At 73.1% G+C, this 19,228-nt stretch carries 16 protein-coding genes; 3 read left to right on the top strand and 13 right to left on the bottom strand.

Annotation, left to right across the window (positions count from 1 at the left end):
• Positions 1-15: 15 nt before the first annotated feature.
• The 9 genes from AB8A24_RS09780 to AB8A24_RS09740 all read right to left on the bottom strand — a co-directional run bounded on the left by AB8A24_RS09780 (position 16) and on the right by AB8A24_RS09740 (position 10,293).
• The gene (locus tag AB8A24_RS09780) at positions 16-261 is read right to left on the bottom strand and encodes a hypothetical protein (protein WP_030010588.1); all 246 of its coding nucleotides are present in this window, start codon (positions 259-261) and stop codon (positions 16-18) included.
• Complete coding sequence (gene gatA / locus AB8A24_RS09775) at positions 258-1,751, bottom strand: Asp-tRNA(Asn)/Glu-tRNA(Gln) amidotransferase subunit GatA (RefSeq protein ID WP_266379515.1); 1,494 nt, start codon at positions 1,749-1,751, stop codon at positions 258-260. Before gatA ends, AB8A24_RS09780 begins: the two co-directional genes overlap by 4 nt.
• A 5-nt stretch (positions 1,752-1,756) precedes the next feature.
• On the bottom strand, positions 1,757-2,053 hold the full coding sequence (gatC, locus tag AB8A24_RS09770) for an Asp-tRNA(Asn)/Glu-tRNA(Gln) amidotransferase subunit GatC (protein WP_030010586.1): 297 nt from the start codon (positions 2,051-2,053) through the stop codon (positions 1,757-1,759).
• A gap of 247 nt (positions 2,054-2,300) precedes the next feature.
• Entirely contained in the window at positions 2,301-4,370 is a 2,070-nt protein-coding gene (locus tag AB8A24_RS09765) for a bifunctional diguanylate cyclase/phosphodiesterase (RefSeq protein ID WP_328965839.1), read from the bottom strand.
• A 507-nt stretch (positions 4,371-4,877) separates the two neighbouring features.
• The gene (gene ligA, locus AB8A24_RS09760; RefSeq protein WP_328961544.1) at positions 4,878-7,079 is read right to left on the bottom strand and encodes an NAD-dependent DNA ligase LigA; all 2,202 of its coding nucleotides are present in this window, start codon (positions 7,077-7,079) and stop codon (positions 4,878-4,880) included.
• A gap of 30 nt (positions 7,080-7,109) precedes the next feature.
• Positions 7,110-8,093 carry a methionine synthase gene (locus tag AB8A24_RS09755; protein WP_328961545.1) on the bottom strand — a complete coding sequence of 328 codons (984 nt, stop codon included), beginning with the start codon at positions 8,091-8,093 and terminating at the stop codon, positions 7,110-7,112.
• Positions 8,090-8,779, bottom strand: coding sequence for an SDR family oxidoreductase (locus AB8A24_RS09750; protein WP_369475346.1), 690 nt, complete (start codon positions 8,777-8,779; stop codon positions 8,090-8,092). Before AB8A24_RS09750 ends, AB8A24_RS09755 begins: the two co-directional genes overlap by 4 nt.
• A gap of 49 nt (positions 8,780-8,828) precedes the next feature.
• Entirely contained in the window at positions 8,829-9,239 is a 411-nt protein-coding gene (locus AB8A24_RS09745; RefSeq protein WP_328961547.1) for a hypothetical protein, read from the bottom strand.
• An 88-nt stretch (positions 9,240-9,327) separates the two neighbouring features.
• The gene (locus AB8A24_RS09740) at positions 9,328-10,293 is read right to left on the bottom strand and encodes a helix-turn-helix domain-containing protein (RefSeq protein WP_328961548.1); all 966 of its coding nucleotides are present in this window, start codon (positions 10,291-10,293) and stop codon (positions 9,328-9,330) included.
• Positions 10,294-10,409: 116 nt separating this feature from the next.
• Between AB8A24_RS09740 and AB8A24_RS09735 the strand changes: the two genes are divergently transcribed.
• The gene (locus AB8A24_RS09735; RefSeq protein ID WP_369475345.1) at positions 10,410-11,333 is read left to right on the top strand and encodes an NADP-dependent oxidoreductase; all 924 of its coding nucleotides are present in this window, start codon (positions 10,410-10,412) and stop codon (positions 11,331-11,333) included.
• Positions 11,334-11,604: 271 nt separating this feature from the next.
• On the opposite strand, the gene AB8A24_RS09730 is transcribed toward AB8A24_RS09735, so the two are convergent.
• The gene (locus AB8A24_RS09730; RefSeq protein WP_328961550.1) at positions 11,605-14,130 is read right to left on the bottom strand and encodes a helix-turn-helix domain-containing protein; all 2,526 of its coding nucleotides are present in this window, start codon (positions 14,128-14,130) and stop codon (positions 11,605-11,607) included.
• Between the two features lie 199 nt (positions 14,131-14,329).
• Here AB8A24_RS09730 and AB8A24_RS09725 point away from each other — a divergent pair, with 199 nt between their 5' ends.
• Positions 14,330-15,103, top strand: a complete 774-nt coding sequence (locus AB8A24_RS09725; RefSeq protein WP_328961551.1) for a PE-PPE domain-containing protein — start codon at positions 14,330-14,332, stop codon at positions 15,101-15,103.
• A 96-nt stretch (positions 15,104-15,199) separates the two neighbouring features.
• Here the strand turns inward: AB8A24_RS09725 and mnmA are convergent, their stop codons facing one another.
• Positions 15,200-16,333 (bottom strand): tRNA 2-thiouridine(34) synthase MnmA, encoded by a 1,134-nt coding sequence (gene mnmA / locus AB8A24_RS09720; protein WP_369475344.1) that lies wholly within the window; start codon positions 16,331-16,333, stop codon positions 15,200-15,202.
• Between the two features lie 61 nt (positions 16,334-16,394).
• Between mnmA and AB8A24_RS09715 the strand changes: the two genes are divergently transcribed.
• Positions 16,395-17,072 carry an N-acetylmuramoyl-L-alanine amidase gene (locus tag AB8A24_RS09715; protein WP_328961553.1) on the top strand — a complete coding sequence of 226 codons (678 nt, stop codon included), beginning with the start codon at positions 16,395-16,397 and terminating at the stop codon, positions 17,070-17,072.
• On the opposite strand, the gene AB8A24_RS09710 is transcribed toward AB8A24_RS09715, so the two are convergent.
• Together AB8A24_RS09710 and AB8A24_RS09705 are read right to left on the bottom strand one after the other, a co-directional pair.
• Positions 17,065-18,228: a cysteine desulfurase family protein gene (locus tag AB8A24_RS09710; RefSeq protein WP_328961554.1), complete on the bottom strand. Its 1,164-nt coding sequence runs from the start codon at positions 18,226-18,228 to the stop codon at positions 17,065-17,067. The two genes, AB8A24_RS09715 and AB8A24_RS09710, sit on opposite strands and share 8 nt — an antisense overlap.
• Before the next feature lie 107 nt (positions 18,229-18,335).
• Entirely contained in the window at positions 18,336-19,193 is an 858-nt protein-coding gene (locus tag AB8A24_RS09705) for a thioesterase family protein (protein WP_030725374.1), read from the bottom strand.
• Positions 19,194-19,228: the final 35 nt, after the last annotated feature.

Raw genomic sequence — 19,228 nt, 5'->3', positions numbered from 1 at the left:
GTGAAACTTTCCCTCTCAGCCCAGCAGGACGTCGTCGTCGCCCAGGCGCTTCAGCTCGCGGTACAGGATCGCGAGGCCGGTGACGATGGCGGCGGCGGACACGGCGGCGTCGACCAGCTTCAGCACGTCGTGCTCGCTGCGGGCCTTCTTGACCTGCTTGATCACGCTGATCGCGCCGAAGGCGGTGGTGCCGATCGACAGGTAGGTGCCGGTCTTGGACTTCTTGAAGCCCTTGGCCTTGGTCAGTGCACTGGTGCTCACAGGGACGGTGCCTCCTCAAGCAGCGGGTGACCCCAGCGTGCGACGAAGGCCGCCTCCACGGCGGCACCGACCTTGTAGAGCCGGTCGTCCTTCATCGCCGGGGCGATGATCTGGAGCCCGACCGGGAGACCGTCCTCCGGTGCCAGGCCGCACGGCAGCGACATGGCGGAGTTGCCGGCCAGGTTGGTCGGGATGGTGCACAGGTCCGCGAGGTACATGGCCAGCGGGTCGTCGGTGCGCTCGCCGATGGGGAAGGCGGTGGTCGGGGTCGTCGGGGAGACGATCACGTCGACCTTCTCGAAGGACTTCTCGAAGTCCTGCGTGATGAGCGTGCGGACCTTCTGGGCGGAGCCGTAGTACGCGTCGTAGTAGCCGGAGCTGAGGGCGTACGTGCCGAGGATGATGCGGCGCTTGACCTCGTCGCCGAAGCCGGCTTCGCGGGTCAGGGCGGTGACGTCCTCGGCGGACTTCGTACCGTCGTCGCCGACGCGCAGGCCGTAGCGCATGGCGTCGAAGCGGGCCAGGTTCGAGGAGCACTCGGACGGCGCGATCAGGTAGTACGCGGCCATCGCGAGGTCGAAGGAGGGGCAGTCCAGCTCGACGATCTCGGCGCCGAGCTCCTTGAGGAGCTCCACCGACTCGTTGAAGCGCTGGACGACGCCGGCCTGGTAGCCCTCACCGGCGAACTGCTTGACCACACCGACGCGCATACCGGCGACGGAGCCGTTGCGGGCGGCCTCGACGACCGGCGGGACCGGGGCGTCGATGGAGGTGGAGTCGAGCGGGTCGTGCCCGGCGATCACCTCGTGCAGGAGGGCCGCGTCCAGGACCGTACGGGCGCAGGGCCCGCCCTGGTCGAGGGAGGAGGAGAAGGCCACCATGCCGTAGCGGGAGACACCGCCGTACGTGGGCTTCACGCCGACCGTGCCCGTGACGGCGGCGGGCTGGCGGATGGAACCGCCGGTGTCCGTGCCGATGGCGAGCGGGGCCTGGAAGGCGGCCAGGGCCGCCGCGGAGCCGCCGCCGGAGCCGCCGGGGATCCGGGTGAGGTCCCAGGGGTTGCCGGTGGGGCCGTAGGCGCTGTTCTCGGTGGAGGACCCCATGGCGAACTCGTCCATGTTGGTCTTGCCGAGGATGACGACGTCGGCTTCCTTCAGCTTGCGCGTCAGGGTGGCGTCGTAGGGCGGGATCCAGCCTTCGAGGATCTTCGAACCGACGGTCGTCGGGACCCCGACGGTGGTGAAGATGTCCTTGAGGGCGAGGGGGACGCCGGCCAGCGGGCCGAGCTTCTCGCCGGCCTCGCGCTTGGCGTCGACGGCGCGGGCCTGGGCGAGCGCGCCCTCGCGGTCCACGTGCAGGAAGGCGTTGACCTTCTCGTCGGTGGCGTCGATGCGCGCCAGGTGGGCTTCGGTCACCTCGACGGCCGTGAGCTCGCCGGAGGCGATCTTCTCGGCGGTCTGCGCGGCCGTGAGCTTGATGATGTCGACCATGATGGTTAGTCCTCCCCCAGGATCTGCGGCACCTTGAAACGCTGCTGCTCCTGGGCGGGAGCACCGGAGAGCGCCTGCTCGGGGGTGAGCGACGGACGGACCTCGTCCGCGCGCATGACGTTCGTCAGCGGCAGCGGGTGGGAGGTCGGCGGGACGTCTTGGTCGGCGACCTCGGAAACGCGGGCGACCGCGCCGATGATGTCGCCGAGCTGTCCGGCGAAGTGATCCAGCTCGTTGCTGGACAGCTCAAGGCGCGCCAGCCGAGCGAGGTGGACGACCTCCTCGCGCGTAATGCCAGGCATGCAGCGATCCTCTGGGGGTGGGTGGATGTTTCGTTTCGGACCCAATCCTATGGGGCCGGGCCCCCGACCCACGAAACGGTTTGCGGCTGTGCCGGTACGGGGCCAGGTGCGGGGCCGCTGCGCGGTGCTTCAAGGCGCCGCCCGAACCCGCGCCTCGATCGCCGGCGCGGCTCCAAAACCCGGGGCTCCGCCCCGCACCCCGTGCCTCAAACGCCGGCGGGGCTGAAATATCCAGCCCCGACGGGAGTCAGACGGCGTCGGCCTCCGCGGCGGCGAGTTCCGCCGTGATGTCCGCCGGGCGGCGCCAGCCGCGCTCGCCGCGGGCCAGCAGCCAGGCGGTGGCCTCCTGCGGGGGCATGGCGGCGGCGACCAGCCAGCCCTGGACGGCGTCGCAGCCCAGGTCCCGCAGCCGCTCCCACGTCTCGTCGTCCTCCACGCCCTCCGCCACGACCAGCAGGCCCAGCGAGTGCGCCAGGTCCACCGTGCAGCGGACGATCTCCGCGTCCTGCGCGTCGACCGCCAGCCGGCCGACGAACGACCGGTCGATCTTCAGCTCGCTGACCGGCAGGCGGCGCAGGTGGACGAGCGAGGAGTAGCCGGTGCCGAAGTCGTCCAGGGACATCTTCACGCCGTGGCCGGTGAGCCCGGCCATGGTGTCGGCCGCCCGCTGGGGGTCTTCCAGCAGGACGTGTTCCGTTATCTCCAGCTGCAGCCCGCTCGCCGGGACCCCGTGGCGGGCCAGTCGGGCGGCGACCGCGCCCGCGAAGCCGGGGGTGTGGACGTCGCGGGGCGAGACGTTGACGGCCACCGGGACCTTGAGGCCCTGGGCCCGCCACCGTGCCACCTGGGCGAGGGCGGTCTCCAGTACGTACTCGGTCAGGTGCGGCATCAGCCCGGAGGTCTCGGCAATCGCGATGAACTCGTCCGGGGACACCCGCCCACGTTCCGGGTGCACCCAGCGCACCAGGGCTTCGAGCCCGGCGACCTGGCCGTCGAAGCGGACCTTCGGCTGGTAGTGGAGTTCCACTTCCCCGGCGTCCAGGGCCCTGCGGAGGTCGCCGAGGAGGCCCAGGCGGTCGGGGGTGTTGCTGTCCCGCTTGGACTCGTACACCTCGACGCCCGTGCGGTCGCGCTTCGCCTGGTACATCGCGACGTCCGCGCGCCGCAGCAGCCCCTCCGCGTCGAGCGCGTGGTCGGGGAAGACGGCGAGGCCCGCGCTGGCCTCCAGGACGAGCGTGAGGCCGTCCAGGTCGAGGGGGGAGCTGAGCTCCGCGACCAGGTGGCGGGCGATGCGCTGGGCGCTGGTGGTGGAGTCGGCGAAGGGGAGCAGGACGGCGAACTCGTCGCCGCCGAGCCGGGCCGCCTCGGCGTCCTCGGGCAGTGCCTGGCGCAGCCGTTCGGCGATCTGGAGCAGCAGGCGGTCGCCCGCCAGGTGCCCCAGGGTGTCGTTGACGGCCCGGAAGCGGTCCAGGTCGATGAGCACGAGGGCGGCCCGGGTGCCGGAACGTTCGGCCTCGTCCAGGGCGGACCAGGCCCGCTCCAGCAGCCACTGCCGGTTGGGCAGTCCGGTCAGCGGGTCCCGCAGCTGTTCCTCGGCGCGGGCCCGGGCGATCCACAGGGTGGAGTCCAGTGCGATCAGCGGTACGGCGAACAGCGGCAGCAGGACCGGCTGGGCGACGGCGACGGCGCAGATGAGGGGGGCGATGCCGAGCAGCGCCACCGCCACTAAGGCCTGCCGGAGCAGGGCGGTACGGGCGACGGTGGGCAGCCCGTCGCCGCGCGGGGCCAGCGCGACCCAGAGCAGGAACCGGGTGGCGAGCAGATAGGCGACGGCGACGAGGACGATCTCGGGGATCGCCTCCAGCCCCCAGAAGGCGGGGAGCCAGGGGGTCTCGACGGAGGGCACCTCGCCGAAGGCGGCGAGTACGAGCGCTCCGGCGCCGATGCCGAGGATGTCCACGGAGCCGTGCAGCAGCCCCTGCCGCCAGCGGTGCCGGCGCGCGGCCCCGACCAGGGAGACCACGGCCAGCGAGACGAGTCCGGCGGGGACCCATCCGTAGAGGATGAGCACGCCGAGGGTGAGGGCGGCGCCCGATCCGGTGCCGCCCCACCAGCGGTCGCGGCCGAGGGCGACGAGGTGGCCGACGATGATGCCGGTGAGGAGGGCCAGCGCCCAGCCGACCGGCCCGCCGGGGAACAGCGCATGACGACCGCTCAGCGCGGAGACGATGCCCAGGGTGAGCACCGTGACGGCGAGGCCCACGACGATGAACGGCAGCGCGCCGCGGCGCTCCTGCCCGCCCGCACCGGTGGGGATCGGTCGGGTCTCCGGTGTCCTGGCACCCAGGAGACCGAGCCTGCCCGTCCTGCCCGCCCGCATGGACGGGATTTCCCCGCCGAATTCAGGTGACGGGTCGGCGCTTTCGGTGGGTTTCATGCCCGTACCTCTCACAGCCGGCGATGCCGATGTCACGCGATGGCCCCGATGTCATGCCACCACGGCCGAAATCGCATCCTGCAGCCGTGCACGACAGGCGCACCCCTCAACAGTAGGACGCGCGAGGCTCCCAGGGGCAGCGGTCGGCAGTGGTTGCCCGAATGCGACCCAGCCATCCTCATCAGTACGGTATCCGCCGAACGGGTGAGTTTGGACCGGGCCCCCTGTCACCCATCCGATGATCCGACAGCTCACCGCCCTGCGACCAGCCTTGTACCGGCCGTTTACCACCGTTCGCCGCGCCTGGCGTGCGCCCGCCCGTACGGCCGCACGCCACGCATCCGTTCGCCTTCGCTACTCCCCTTCGGCGATTCCCCTCCCTCGGTACTACTCCGCCCCGCCCTCGCCGTCCACCGGGAGCGCGGCCTCACGTGCCGCGTCCGGCCCCTGCTCCAGCAGCACGGCGAATCCGGCGTCGTCGAGGACGGCGAGCTTCAACTGCACGGCCTTGTCGTACTTCGAGCCGGGGTTGTCACCGACCACGACGAAGGAGGTCTTCTTCGACACGGATCCGGTGACCTTGGCGCCGCGGCTCTGCAGGGCCTCCTTGGCGCCGTCCCGCGTGTGGCTCTGCAAAGTGCCGGTGACGACGACGGTCAGCCCCTCCAGCGGCCGCGGGCCCTCCTCCTCGGCGGAACCTTCCTCCTCCATCCGGACCCCGGCCTCCCGCCACTTGCGCAGGATCTCCTGGTGCCAGTCGACGGCGAACCATTCCTTGAGCGAGGCGGCGATGATCGCGCCGACCCCCTCGGTGGCCGTCAGCTCCTCCTCGGTGGCCTGCTCGATGCGCTCGATCGACCGGAACTCCCGGGCGAGGGCCTCGGCCGCGACCGGTCCGACGTGGCGGATCGACAGGCCGTTGATGATGCGGGCGAGCGGGCGGTCCTTGGCGGCGGCGATGTGCTCCAGCATGGCCAGGGCGTTCTTCTTCGGCTCGCCCTTCTGGTTCGCGAAGACCCTGACGATCTTCTCCTCGCCCGTCTTGGGGTCACGCTTGGGCAGCCCGCTGTCCGGGTCCAGGACGTACGCCTTGATGGGCAGCAGCGCTTCGATGGTCAGACCGAAGAGGTCGCCCTCGTCCAGCAGCGGCGCCTCGGCCGGCTCCAGCGGGCCGGTCAGCGCGGCCGCCGCCACCATGCCGAAGTTCTCGATGTCCAGGGACTGCCGGCCGGCCAGGTAGGCGACCCGCTCGCGCAACTGGGCGGGGCAGCTGCGGGCGTTGGGGCACCGGACGTCGATGTCCCCTTCCTTCATGGGGCGCAGCTCCGTCCCGCACGCGGGGCAGCCGGCCGGCATCACGAACTCCCGCTCGCTGCCGTCGCGCAGGTCCACCACCGGGCCGAGGATCTCCGGGATGACGTCGCCCGCCTTGCGCAGGACGACGGTGTCCCCGATGAGGACGCCCTTGGCCTTGACGACCTCCTGGTTGTGCAGGGTGGCGAACTCCACCTCGGAGCCCGCCACCTTCACCGGTTCCACCTGCGCGTACGGGGTCACGCGGCCGGTGCGGCCGACGCCGACCTTGATGTCGATCAGCTTGGTGTTGACCTCTTCGGGCGCGTACTTCCAGGCGATGGCCCAGCGCGGGGCGCGCGCGGTGGAGCCGAGCCGGCCCTGGAGGGAGATCTCGTCGAGCTTGACGACCACGCCGTCGATCTCGTGCTCCACCGAGTGCCGGTTCACTCCGTAGTCCGCGATGAACTCCCGGACCTCGGCGAGGGTGGAGACCACCTTGTTGTGCTGGGCGGTCGGCAGACCCCACTCGTGGAGCAGCTCGTACGCCTGCGACTGGCGCTCGATCTCGAAGCCCTCGCGGGCGCCGATGCCGTGCACGACCATGTGCAGCGGGCGGCTCGCGGTGACCTTGGGGTCCTTCTGCCGCAGCGAACCGGCCGCCGCGTTGCGCGGGTTGGCGAAGGGCTTGCCCTCCGCCTCCACCAGACGGGCGTTGAGCTCCTGGAACTTCTCCATCGGGAAGTAGACCTCGCCGCGGATCTCGACCAGGGCCGGGATCCGGTCGCCCTTCAGCCGGTCCGGGATCTCGGCGATGGTGCGGACGTTGGGCGTGATGTCCTCACCCGTGCGGCCGTCGCCGCGGGTGGCCGCCCGGGTCAGACGGCCGTTCTCGTAGGTGAGGTTGACGGCGAGGCCGTCCACCTTGAGCTCGCACAGGTAGTGGTAGTCCGAGGTGTTCACGTCCCGGGCCACCCGCTCGGCCCAGGCCGCCAGTTCCTCGTCGTCGAAGGCGTTGTCGAGGGAGAGCATGCGCTCCCGGTGCTCGACGGAGGCGAAGTCCGTCTCGTACGCCCCGGCCACCTTCTGGGTGGGCGAGTCGGGCGTACGGAGCTCCGGGTACTGCTCCTCCAGTGCCTCCAGCGAGCGCAGCAGCTGGTCGAACTCGGCGTCGCTGACGACCGGCTGGTCGTTCACGTAGTACCGGAAGCGGTGCTCCTCGACCTGCTCCGCCAGCAGTGCGTGCTGATCACGCACCGCCGTCGGTACTGCCGTGTCCTGCTGTTCGGCTGCCATGCCGTGTCCTCCCGTGGCCCGTCTCGACCGTCACTCAGGGTTGTCGGCGAGCGACCTCGCCGCCCTGACGCAATGCGCCTGCACCGCGCGGGCGTAGGCGGGCGAAGCGCCCGCCAGACCGCACGAGGGGGTGACCACGACGGACTCCGCCAGAGTCCCCGGGGCCAGTCCCAGCCTGCGCCAAAGCTTCCTGACACCCATGACGCTACCGCCCGGGTCCGACAACGGGGCGTCGGTGCCGGGCACCACTCCGGCGAAGAGTTTCGTGCCGCCCTCGACCGCTTCCCCGATGGCGTCGTCCTCGCGCTCGGTGAGCAGCGAGAAATCGAACGACACACCCGTGGCGCCGGCCCTGCGGAGCAGTGCGAAGGGGACCTCGGGCGCGCAGGAGTGCACCACGACCTCCCCGTCGTGGACGGCGAACAGGTCGCGCAGCGCGCCCTCGACGACCTGCCGGTCGACGGCGCGGTAGGTGCGGTAGCCGCTCGCGGAGCGGACCCGGCCGAGCAGGACGGCGGTCAGGGAGGGCTCGTCGAGCTGCAGCACGACCTGCGCCCCGGGAATGCGCTTGCGTACGTCGGCCAGGTGCTCGCGCAGGCCCTCGGCCAGCGATCCGGCCAGGTCCCGGCAGGCTCCCGGGTCCTGCAGCATGGCCTCGCCGCCGTGCAGTTCCAGGGCGGCGGCCAGCGTCCACGGTCCGACGGCCTGGACCTTGAGCTTGCCCGTGTAGCCCTGGGTGAACTCCTCCAGCGCGTCGAGGTCCTCGCCGAGCCAGGACCGGGACCGCTTCGAGTCCCGTCCCGGGCGGTCGCTGATCCGCCAGCCGCTGGGTTCGACGTGGGCGTACATGTCGACGAGCAGTCCGAGGGAGCGGCCGATCATGTCCGCGCCGGGCCCGCGGGCGGGCAGCTCGGCGAGGTAGGGGAACTCCTCGAAGGACCCGGTGACGGTCTTCGCTGCCTCGCGGGCGTCGCCGCCGGGCAGCGAGCCGACGCCGGTGGCGCCGGCGCTCATCGGCCCGGCCGGACGCTCAGGTCGTTGACCTCGGCGTCACGGGGCAGGTCGATGGCCATGACGATGGTGGTCGCCACGGACTCCGGGTCGATCCAGTCGGCCGGGTCGTAGTCCTTGCCCTCCTGGGAGTGCACCTTGGCCTGCATGGGGCTGGCGGTGCGGCCCGGGTAGACGGAGGTGACGCGGATGCCGTGGGGCTTCTCCTCGTCGCGCAGCGAGTCGGCGAGCGCCTTGAGTCCGTGCTTGGAGGCGGCGTAGGCGCTCCAGTCGGCGTGGGCGCGCAGTCCGGCGCCGGAGTTCACGAAGACGATGTCGGCGCGGGAGGCGCGCAGGGTGGGCAGCAGCAGCCGGGTGACCTCGGCGGGGGCGATCAGGTTCACGTTGAGCTGCTGGTGCCAGGTCTTGGGCCGGAGCTCACCGACCGGTCCGAGGTCGACGATCCCGGCGATGTGCAGCAGGGAGTCGATCCGCTCGGGGATCGCCTGCTTGGAGAAGGCCCACGAGAGCCGGTCGGGATCGGCGAGGTCGCCGACGAGGGACGTGGCACCGGGGTAACGGTCGACGAGCTCGCGGGCGCGGCCGGCGTCCCGGGCGAGGAGGACGAGGTCGTCGCCGCGGGCGTGCAGCCGGGCCGCGACGGCGGCGCCGATGCCGGAGCCGGCACCGGTGATCAAGTGAGTAGCCATACCGCCCATGCTCGCACCCCCGGGCGCGCGCGGGGCCCGAAGGCCGAGGTCAGGTGCCGACGGCGGCCGCGTACGCCCGCCGGACGGCGGCGCGGGCGGCGGCCGCCTGCTCGGCGGAGACGGCGGGGCCGAAGCCCTGGCCGATCGTGGCGTGCGGGAGCGCCGCCACGAGCCGGGCCCGTACGTCGCCCCGGGGCCCGGCCCACCGCTCCAGGGCCTGGTCCCGTACGTCGGCCGGCGCGGCGGCACGGTCCGGCGCGGGCGGCGCGAAGAGGCCGCCCGAGGCCCGCTCGTGCTCGGCGCAGCGGTCCTCCCAGAACTCCACGGTCCAGCCGGGCCGGCGGGCGGCGAGGGCACGGCCGCCGAAGGGGTCGATGGTCGACTGCATCGTCTCGATGTACCGGAGGATGTCCTCGTTCATGGTCTCGGGACGGATGTGGGCGATGGCGTACGCGGTCATGGTCTGCTCCCCCGTGGACCGGCCCGCCGGTGCGGGCCGTTGATCCGATCCTGTCAGGGCACGGGACCGGTGGCGATTACCTCCCAGGTCACGCCGATGCGGGCTGGAAGGTGCGCCGGTAGGCGATCGGGGAGACGCCGAGCGTGGAACGCATGTGCTGGCGCAGGGAGTTGGCCGAGCCGAAGCCGGAGCGGTGGGCCACCAGGTCGACCGGCAGGTCGCTGGACTCCAGCAAGTGGCGCGCCAGTTCCAGGCGTTGTGCGGTGAGCCATTGCACCGGCGTCATGCCGACCTCGTCGCGGAACCGCCGGGTGAAGGTGCGCAGGCTCATCCGGGCGTGCGTGGCCAGCTCGCCGAGGGTGACCGGTTCGGCGAGGCGTTCCAGGGCCCAGGCGCGGGTGGCGGTGGTGGTGGCGAGCGTCGGCTCGGGGACGGGGCGGTCGATGTACTGGGCCTGGCCGCCGTCGCGCCAGGGCGGGACCACGCAGAGCCGCGCGGCCCTGTTGGCGACGCCCGTGCCGTGGTCCTGGCGGATCAGGTAGAGGCAGAGGTCGATGCCGGCGGCCACGCCGGCCGAGGTGAGGACGTCGCCGTCGTCGACGAAGAGGACCTCCTCGTCGAGCCGGACGCGCGGGAAGCCCCGCTGGAACTCGGGCGCGTGCAGCCAGTGCGTGGTGGCGGGCCGGCCGTCGAGCAGTCCGGCGGCGGCCAGCACGTACGAGCCGGTGCAGAGGGAGACCAGCCGGGTGCCGGGCCGGATCGCCGCGAGGGCGTCGGTCAGCGGCTGCGGCAGGGGGGCGCCGTGCGCGAGCTCGTCCATGGCGTGCGTGGGCGTGACGATCACGGTGTCGGCGGCGGCGAGGGCCTCGGGGCCCGCCGAGACGCCGACGGTGAAGCCCGCGTCGCTGGTCACGGGCAGGCCGTCGGCGGTGCAGACGGTCACCTCGTAGAGCGGGTTCCCGGCCTCGTCCTGGGCGTTTCCGAAGACCCGGGAGGGGATGCCGAGCTCGAACGGAGGGACCCCTTCGAGGGCGAGTACGGCGATTCGGTGCATGGCCAGATCCTGACACATGGTGGCCGTACGGCCAACACCGCGCGGGTCGGCGAGCGGCCAGAGTGAGGTCATCGGCCGGCACACCGGCCGCCAGGAACCCAGCAAGGAGACATGTCATGCGCGCCGTCGTCATCAGCAAGTGGGGCGGACCCGAGGTCCTCGTCGAGACCGAGGCCGAGCGTCCGGAGCCCGGAATGGGCGAGGTCCTGGTCCGGGTCCACGCCGCCGGGGTCAACCCGGTGGACTGGAAGACGCGTGAGAGCGGCGCCCTGATCCCCTGGGGCCCGGTGCCGGCGGTCGGCTGGGACGTGTCGGGCACCGTGGAGGCCGTGGGACCGGGCGTGACCCTCCACCGGGTGGGCGACGAGGTCTACGGGATGCCCCGCTTCCCGCAGCAGGCCGGCGCGTACGCCGAGTACGTGACGGCTCCCGCCCGGCACTTCGCCCCCAAGCCGGCCGCGCTGGACCACGTGCAGGCCGCGGCCCTGCCGCTGGCCGCGTTGACCGCCTGGCAGGCCCTGGTGGACACCGCCGGGGTGAGCGCCGGCCAGCGGGTGCTGGTGCACGCGGCGGCCGGCGGGGTCGGCCACCTGGCGGTGCAGATCGCCAAGGCCCGCGGCGCGTACGTGATCGGCACCGCGAGCGCGGGCAAGCACGCGCTGCTGCGTGAGCTCGGCGCCGACGAGGTGATCGACTACCGCACCACGGACTTCGAGGACGCCGTCGCCGACGTGGACGTCGTGATCGACGCCATCGGCGGGGACTACACCCTGCGCTCCCTGAAGGTCCTCAAGGCCGGCGGCCACCTGGTGACCCTGCCCGGCCCCGACTCCCTCCCGGCCGACCCGCAGGGCGTGCACGCCTCCTGGGTCCTGGTGGAGCCGGACCTGGGCGGTCTGCGGGAGATCACTGCGCTCGTCGAGCAGGGCCTGCTGAAGCCGCTGGTCGACACGGTGCTGCCGCTGGAGCAGGCGGCGAAGGCCCACGAGATCGGCGAGCGGGGCCGTACCACCGGCAAGATCGTCCTGACCGTCGCCTGAGCACGGGGCGTCCCGGACCCGTCCGGGCCTCGTTCCCGCCGCGTTCCGCCCGCTGCCCTGGCCCGACGACCGGGGACAGCGGGCTGCCGCGTCCGTCGGGCCACCCCGCCCGCCCTCACCTCGGCCCGCCCGCCCTCACCTCGGCCCGTCGGTGCGGACTCCGGCCATGGAGCATGCGCAGCGAACGTGTACGAGGTGGTCGACGCGCTCGTCCGGGCCGGCGGCAGCTTCCGCCCACGTCCGCGCGGCGGGCCGCTCTGCTGGACGGCGATCACCGGCCCGAACCGCCATCCCGAGTCGGTGTGGAGATCACCGAGCGGGTGACCCCTCGGCCGGTGGGCCGGCCGCGCAGATGACGCTGGAGGCGCGCGTGGCGGAACTGGTAGACGGCGCCGACCTGGCGCAGGACACCGCGCCGGTAGGCGTCCTCCAGGAAGGCGACCGTCGCCCAGGGCAGGCGGCCGGTCAGCGGCAGCCAGATCCGGGTCAGGAGCACCCACTGGCCCCAGGCGGTGAACGCCAGGGCGTAGGAGAGCGCGCCGGCCACCCCGCCCACGGCGCCGAGCGCGAGCCCGTCGGCCATCGGCCAGGTCAGGGGGCCGACGACGCCCTGGAACAGCTCGGTCATGAGCCGGCCGCCGAAGGCGATCACCAGGGCGAGCATCGGCGCGAGGAAGAGCGCCTGGCGCACCACGATGCTGCGGTTGACGGCCAGCAGATCCGTCGGCGTGGCGGCCGAGCCGAGGTCGATGGGGGTCTCCAAGGTGGCCACGAGCCCGAGGACGAGCCCGCCCGCCAAGGCGAAGACGAGCCCGTACATGAGGCAGTTGACGGCCGTCGCCTCGATCACCGCCGCGTTGACCACCACCCCGCCGTACGTCAGCTGCGCGCCGACGGTGAAGGCGAGCCCGCAGCCGAGGCCCATCACGAACCCGCCCAGCAGTCCGGCCGGGACCAGGGCCGCGAACCGGCGGGAGGTCGGTCCGGCGCCCCGCCCGCGGCGGCCGGGCAGCCGCATCCGGACCCGGGACGGTTCGAACGCCCGGATCCCGAGCACGGCCATGAGCCCGTAGACCAGCCCGAAGGCGAGGCCGACGGCGGGGCCGAAGAGCAGGGCGTCCAGCAGGCCCGTACCCAGCGCGAACGCGGCACCGCGACCGGCGGCCAGGTTCTTGGCCGGGAAGACCAGCCAGTCGGCGAGGGCGGTGACCAGGGAGCAGGCGAGGACGACGGCCAGGATCCGCGAGGGCAGCCGTAGCGAGTCGCGCAGCTGCCACCACGCCAGGTCCTGGCCCGCGCGGCGCTCGGGCCGGTCCAGGTGGTCGGCGAGGTGGCCCAGGTAGCGCCGGGCACGGTGCGGGTCCCAGCTACGGGGCCTGCGCGCGCGGCGGGCGCCCGGGACGGCGGTGGGCAGGTGCTGGTAGACGCTCGGCACGAACCCGGCCAGCAGGTGCTCCTCGAGGGCCTCGGGGGTCGGGAAGCGTGCCTCGTCCAGCAGCACGGCCGGGTCCTGGGCCGGGGTGTCGCTGTAGGCGGTCCGGGCGAGCAGGACCATCAGCGGGGTGCTCAGCACGGCCCTGAGGCGGGCGCCCGGCCCGCCGTCCGGGTCGGTGCGCAGCCGCTCCAGGACGGGGTCCCAGCCGGTGGCGGTCCGTCCGTCCCGGTCGGCCGGCGCGCTCGGGCGCGCGGTGCGGGGCAGGTAGTGGACCAGGTCGTCGGCGTCCAGGTCCAGCAGTTCGATGCCCGCGGTCCGGCGCAGCACCTCGACCGCGACGGCCTCGGCGAACTGTTCGGTGCGGCTGGTCAGCAGCAGGGGCAGCGAACTCGCGTTGAGTTCGCGCAGGGCGACGGCGAGCAGTCCGGTGGCCATCTCGTCGAACCCGTCCAGGACCGGCAGGATCCATCCGGCGTCCACCAGGGCGGCGGCGAGGGTGGCGCCGCCGGGGGCGCGGGCGTCGAGGTTCGGGTGGTCGCGCAGCAGGCGGGCGATCAGCCAGTCGCGCAGGGTGGTGCCGGTCGGGTCCCACGCTCCCATGCTGAAGACCACGGGGACGGGATCGCCGTCGGAGCGTGCGACCAGGTGGTCGAGGACGAACCGCAGGACGAGGACGGTCTTGCCGGAGCCGGCCCGGCCGAGCACCACCAGCCGCCCGGACCGGACGCGCCGGTAGACGTCGGCGATGTCGGTGAGGCCGCCGTCCAGGGACAGCGGGCCGCGGGCGGCGCCGGGCGGGGTGCCGCGGATGTTGTCCCAGTGGTCCAGCAGCTCGGCGGGGGCCGACCGCCACCGCACGGGCAGCGGGAAGGGGTCGTGGATGCGGCGCTGCTCCTCCTCGCGGATGCAGCGGCCGTAGACGTCGTGGGCGAGCGACTCGGCGGCCTCGGCCAGGGCGCCCCGGGACGTGGCCGGCGTCCGGTGCGGCACCGGCCGGGCGGGACGGTCCGGTGCGGGCGCCCGCTCCGGCGCCCGCTCGGGCCCGGGCGGCGACTGCGGCTCCGGCTCCGGCTCCGATACGGGGGCGGGTGCGGCGCGTAGGTCCTCCCCGGCGGCGGCGGCCGCCTTGCCGCGGTGGGCGGCCAACAGGTCCGTCCAGAGCTCGTCCCGGTCGCGCTTCAGCTCGTCGGCCAGCGCGTGCGCGACCTGCTTCACCGTACCCATCCGGGCGTCGGTGGGCTTGCCGGTCTCCAGCCGGTGGATGGTGCGGACCCCGAGTCGGGACCGCTCGGCCAGTTGCTCCTGCGTCATCCCCGCCTCGTGCCGTAACCCGCGGAGCAACGCGCCGAACTGGCTGCCCACTTGAATGCCCTTCCCCCGACGACGGCCCTGCCACGTGAGTCCGATGTCCTCCCGGAACCCGGTCAAACCACCGGGCACCGTCGACCGGCCACATATGGCCGGTTGCGGGCATGGTCCCGCGACCAGCACGAACACCACGATGAGTGCCGGTCGCCGCACCCGACGCGGTGCCCGCCTTGACCCAGGGGAGTTGACCCGTATGTCCACCACGAAGCCGAACAGGCTCGCCCGCCGCATCAAGTCCGTCGTCGCGTCGACGGTCCTCCTGCTCGCCGGCGCCGTGGCCGCACCGGCCACCGCGCACGCCGCCCCGGCGAACCACTACTACATCCAGATCGGCGGCACCGGGGCGGCCGCCGAGGCGCCCGGGTGCACCACGAGCTTCGAGGCCGCGAACCGGCATCTGAACGGGGGCATCGCGATTCCGGTCTGCTACGTGGCCAGCGGCGGCCCCTTCGTCGGGAGCCACAACGAACAGCCGGCCCCGTTCGCACCGAGCTTCGGCGACAGCGTGAACCAGGGCTACTGGAACGCGAAGGCCGCCCTGGAGAACGCCTACCGGGCCGACCCGACGGCGACCTTCACCATCGCCGGCTACTCCCAGGGCGCCTGGGTCGGTGACCTGTTGCTCCAGACGATCGCGAACAACGGCACCGAGGTCCCGCGCGACCGGGTCGACGGCATGCTCTACTCCGACCCCATGCAGCCGGGAACCGGTTTCTGGCGGCTGGTCCCCCAGGGGGTCCTCATCCCGTTCGTGGCGTACTCCCCCGGCACCGGGCCGGAGGTGTTCCCCGGAGTCCCGGTCCAGCGCCACTGCATCAAGACCGACGGGGTGTGTGACGCGACGTCCCTGGATTCCTTCCCCGGCTTCCTGCAGCAGCACCCGCGCTACTTCCGGGAGGGCGAGATCATCGCGAGCACCCTCGCCCAGCACGGCGACAACGGGACCGTCTGGTACCCGGCGGCCTGATCCGGGCGGCCTGATCCGGGCGGCAGCCCGCCACAGCACGACGCCGCGGTCCGCCCGGGGGGACGGACCGCGGCGTCATGCCGTGAACGGCGTCGTTCAGACGGTGGCGGCGGCCCGCGTCGTGGTCGCGATCGTGGCCGAGCCGACCACGCGGGTGCCGTCGTAGAGCACGATCGCCTGGCCGGGTGCCACGCCCCGGACCGGCTCCGTGAAGGAGACGCGCAGCTCGCCGTCCACGACCTCGGCGAAGACCTCGGTCTCGCCGCCGTGGGCGCGCAGCTGGGCGGTGTAGGTGCCCGGGGCGGCGGCCACGGCTCCGCACCAGCGGGGGCGCATCGCGGTGAGGGCGGTGACGTCGAGGGCCTCGACGGGGCCGACGGTGACGGTGTTGTTCACCGGGGAGATGTCGAGGACGTAGCGCGGCTTGCCGTCGGGGGCGGGGTGCCCGATGCGCAGGCCCTTGCGCTGGCCGATGGTGAAGCCGAAGGCGCCCTCGTGGGTGCCGACCTTCTCGCCGGTCGCCTCGTCGACGATGTCGCCCTCGGCCTTGCCGAGTCGGTTCGCGAGGAAGCCCTGGGTGTCGCCGTCGGCGATGAAGCAGATGTCGTGGCTGTCGGGCTTCTTCGCGACGGCCAGCCCCCGCTCCTCGGCCTCGGCGCGGATCTCTTCCTTGGTGGTGAGGGTGTCACCGAGCGGGAAGAGGGCGTGGGCGAGCTGCTTCTCGTCGAGGACGCCGAGGACGTACGACTGGTCCTTGGCCATGTCGGAGGCGCGGTGCAGCTCGCGGGAGCCGTCCTCGTTCAGCACGACGGTGGCGTAGTGGCCGGTGCAGACGGCGTCGAAGCCGAGCGCGAGGGCCTTGTCGAGCAGCGCCGCGAACTTGATCTTCTCGTTGCAGCGCAGGCACGGGTTCGGGGTGCGCCCGGCCTCGTACTCGGAGATGAAGTCCTCGACCACGTCCTCGCGGAAGCGCTCGGCGAGGTCCCAGACGTAGAACGGGATGCCGATGACGTCGGCGGCCCGGCGGGCGTCGCGGGAGTCCTCGATGGTGCAGCAGCCGCGGGCGCCGGTCCGGAAGGACTGCGGGTTCGCGGAGAGCGCGAGGTGGACGCCGGTCACGTCGTGCCCGGCTTCGACCGCGCGGGCGGCGGCGACGGCGGAGTCCACGCCCCCGGACATGGCGGCCAGGACGCGAAGGGGACGGGCGGTGCGCGGCAGGTTCTCAGTCATAGCACCGTCCAGAGTACGGGGGAACCGAGCGGGGTCACAGCGCGTTATCGGGGTACGGGGGGTGGATCACATCGTCGAGCAGGGGAACAAAGGGAAGAAGTCGCCGGGGCGGACCCGCCGGGCGGTGCTCTTCGGCGGGCTCGGGGTCTTCGCGGCGGCGGCGGCGGTGGCCGGCCGGGAGGAGATCGGCCGTGCCTGGTGGCTGATACCGGGGGTGGACAAGCCGCGCAGGGAGGGCGAGCTCGACCACGCGGGCGCGAGCTGGACGTCCGCCTCGCCGGCGAACTGGCGCAAGGCGGACCGCCCGGCCGACTACCGGGTGGACCGGATAGTCGTCCATGTCACACAGGGCGGCTTCGAGTCCTCGGTGGACGCCTTCAAGAACCCGTGGCACAAGGCGTCGGCGCACTACATAGTGCGCGGGGACGGGCACGTGGAGCAGATGGTGCGCGAGCTGGACGTGGCCTTCCACTCCGGCAGCCGCTCGATGAACGAGCGCAGTGTCGGCATCGAGCACGTGGGCTTCGTGGACCGCCCGCAGGACTTCACGGACACGATGTACGCGGCTTCGGCCCGGCTGGCGGCCGACATCTGCCGCCGGTACGACATACCGGCGGACCGTGCGCACATAGTCGGCCACTCCGAGGTCCCGGGCGCCGACCACACCGACCCCGGCCGCCACTGGGACTGGAGCCGCTACATCAGCCTGATCCGGGCCGCTCTGGACACTCCTAACTGAGGCCGGCCGTGCGGGCGCGCTCGACCGCGGGGCCGATGGCCGCGGCCAGGGCCGCCACGTCCTCCTTGGTGGAGGTGTGGCCGAGGGAGAAGCGCAGGGTGCCGCGGGCCAGCTGGGGGTCGGTGCCGGCGGCCAGCAGGACGTGGCTGGGCTGGGCCACGCCGGCGGTGCAGGCGGAGCCGGTGGAGCATTCGATGCCCTGGGCGTCGAGCAGGAGCAGCAGCGAGTCGCCCTCGCAGCCGGGGAAGCTGAAGTGGGCGTTGGCGGGAAGCCGCTCGTCGGGGTCGCCCCCGAGGACGGCGTCGGGCACGGCCGCGCGGACGGCGGCGACCAGTTCGTCGCGCAGGGCGCCGATCTCGGTGGCGAACCGCTCGCGCCGTTCGACGGCGAGCACGGTGGCCACGGCGAAGGCGGCGACGGCCGGCACGTCGAGGGTGCCGGAGCGGACGTGCCGCTCCTGGCCGCCGCCGTGCAGGATGGGTACGGGGCTCTGGTCGCGGCCGAGCAGCAGTGCGCCGATGCCGTAGGGACCGCCGACCTTGTGGCCGCTGACGGTCATGGCGGCGAGGCCGCTGTCGCCGAAGTGGACGTCGAGCTGCCCGAGGGCCTGGACGGCGTCGGAGTGCAGCGGGATCCCGGACTCGCGGGCGATGGCGGCAAGTTCGCGGACCGGCATGACGGTGCCGATCTCGTTGTTGGCCCACATGACGGTGGCCAGGGCCACGTCGTCGGGGTTGCGCTCGACGGCCTCGCGGAAGGCGTCGGCGTGGACCCGCCCGTAGCGGTCCACGGGGAGGTACTCGACCTGTGCGCCCTCGTGCTCGGCGAGCCAGTGGACGGCGTCGAGCACGGCGTGGTGCTCGACGGGGCTGGCGATGACCCGGGTGCGGGCGGGGTCCGCGTCGCGCCGGGCCCAGTAGAGGCCCTTGACGGCGAGGTTGTCGGCCTCCGTGCCGCCGGCGGTGAAGACCACCTCGCTGGGGCGGGCGCCGACCGCCTCGGCGAAGGCCTCGCGGGCCTCCTCCACGGTACGGCGGGCCCGGCGGCCGGCGGCGTGCAGGGAGGAGGCGTTCCCCGTGGCGGCGAACTGCGCGGTCATCGCCGCGGCGGCCTCCGGCAGCATCGGGGTGGTGGCGGCGTGGTCGAGGTAGGCCATGATCCCCCGATTCTACGAGCCCGCCGGTGGCCGCTTGCGCCGCGGGACCCCGCGATGGCCGGCAGGGCACTCCTGGGGAGTGCCGTACCGGTCGGATCGGGGAGCGGTCAGGCCGGGCGCAGGGCGCGGGCCAGTTGGCGGGACTGCGCGACCAGGTGGTCCGACGAGTCCCAGACCTCGGCGTCCTCCTCCAGGAAGCCACCGGCCAGGTTGCGGGTGGTGATGGAGACCCGGAGCGGGCCGGGGGCCGGGCGACGGCGGACGTGGGTGGTGAGTTCCACCGTCGGGGTCCAGGCCACCAGGCCGAGGTCGAAGGCGGTCGGCGGCAGCGCGTCGACGGCCAGGAGCATGGAGAGCGGGTCGGCGTCGCGGCCGTCGGCCAGCTCGAACCAGGCCCGCATCTCGCCCTTGCCGGAGGGCGCTCCGACGGCCCATCCGGCGGTGGCCGGGTCCAGCCGGAGCCGGAGCCGGTCCACGATGGCGGAGCTGCCGGGGATCGGGGCCGGGCCGGCCTCGGGGCCGATGCAGTCCTCGTAGGCGGGGATGGCGGGCGGCACGGCGACGGTGCGTACGTCGTCGGGCAGGGCCGCGAGGTCGCCGTAGGAGGCGAGGACGCGGATGCGCTCGATCTCGGCGCCGCTCTCGTCGTACTGGAACAGCGAGGCCTGGCCGGTGGAGAGGGTGCGTCCGACGCGGACGACCTCGGTGCGGATCACGGCGGGGCCGGGCACGGACGAGGTCAGGTAGTGCGCGGAGACGGTGAACGGGTCCGGGTGCGGGAGGGCCGCCGACAGGGCCCGGCCGACCAGGGCCAGCAGGTAGCCGCCGTTCACGGCGGCGATGATCGTCCAGCCGGCGGAGAGTTCCGCGTCGTACACGCCGGGCTCGCCCGCGCGTGCGGTGATGGCGGTGTCGCGGTCGAACTCACTGTCGCCGATGGATGCCTTGGCAGCTGCGTGTGACATGTAAACGACGGTACACCGGCTTGCTACTAAGCGGT

It is taken from the genome of Streptomyces sp. BF23-19, from assembly GCF_041106355.1.
Classification (GTDB): Bacteria; Actinomycetota; Actinomycetes; order Streptomycetales; family Streptomycetaceae; genus Streptomyces; species Streptomyces virginiae_A.
Note: the sequence above shows the minus strand (reverse complement) of the source record. Positions and strands in the feature narration are given on the sequence as shown.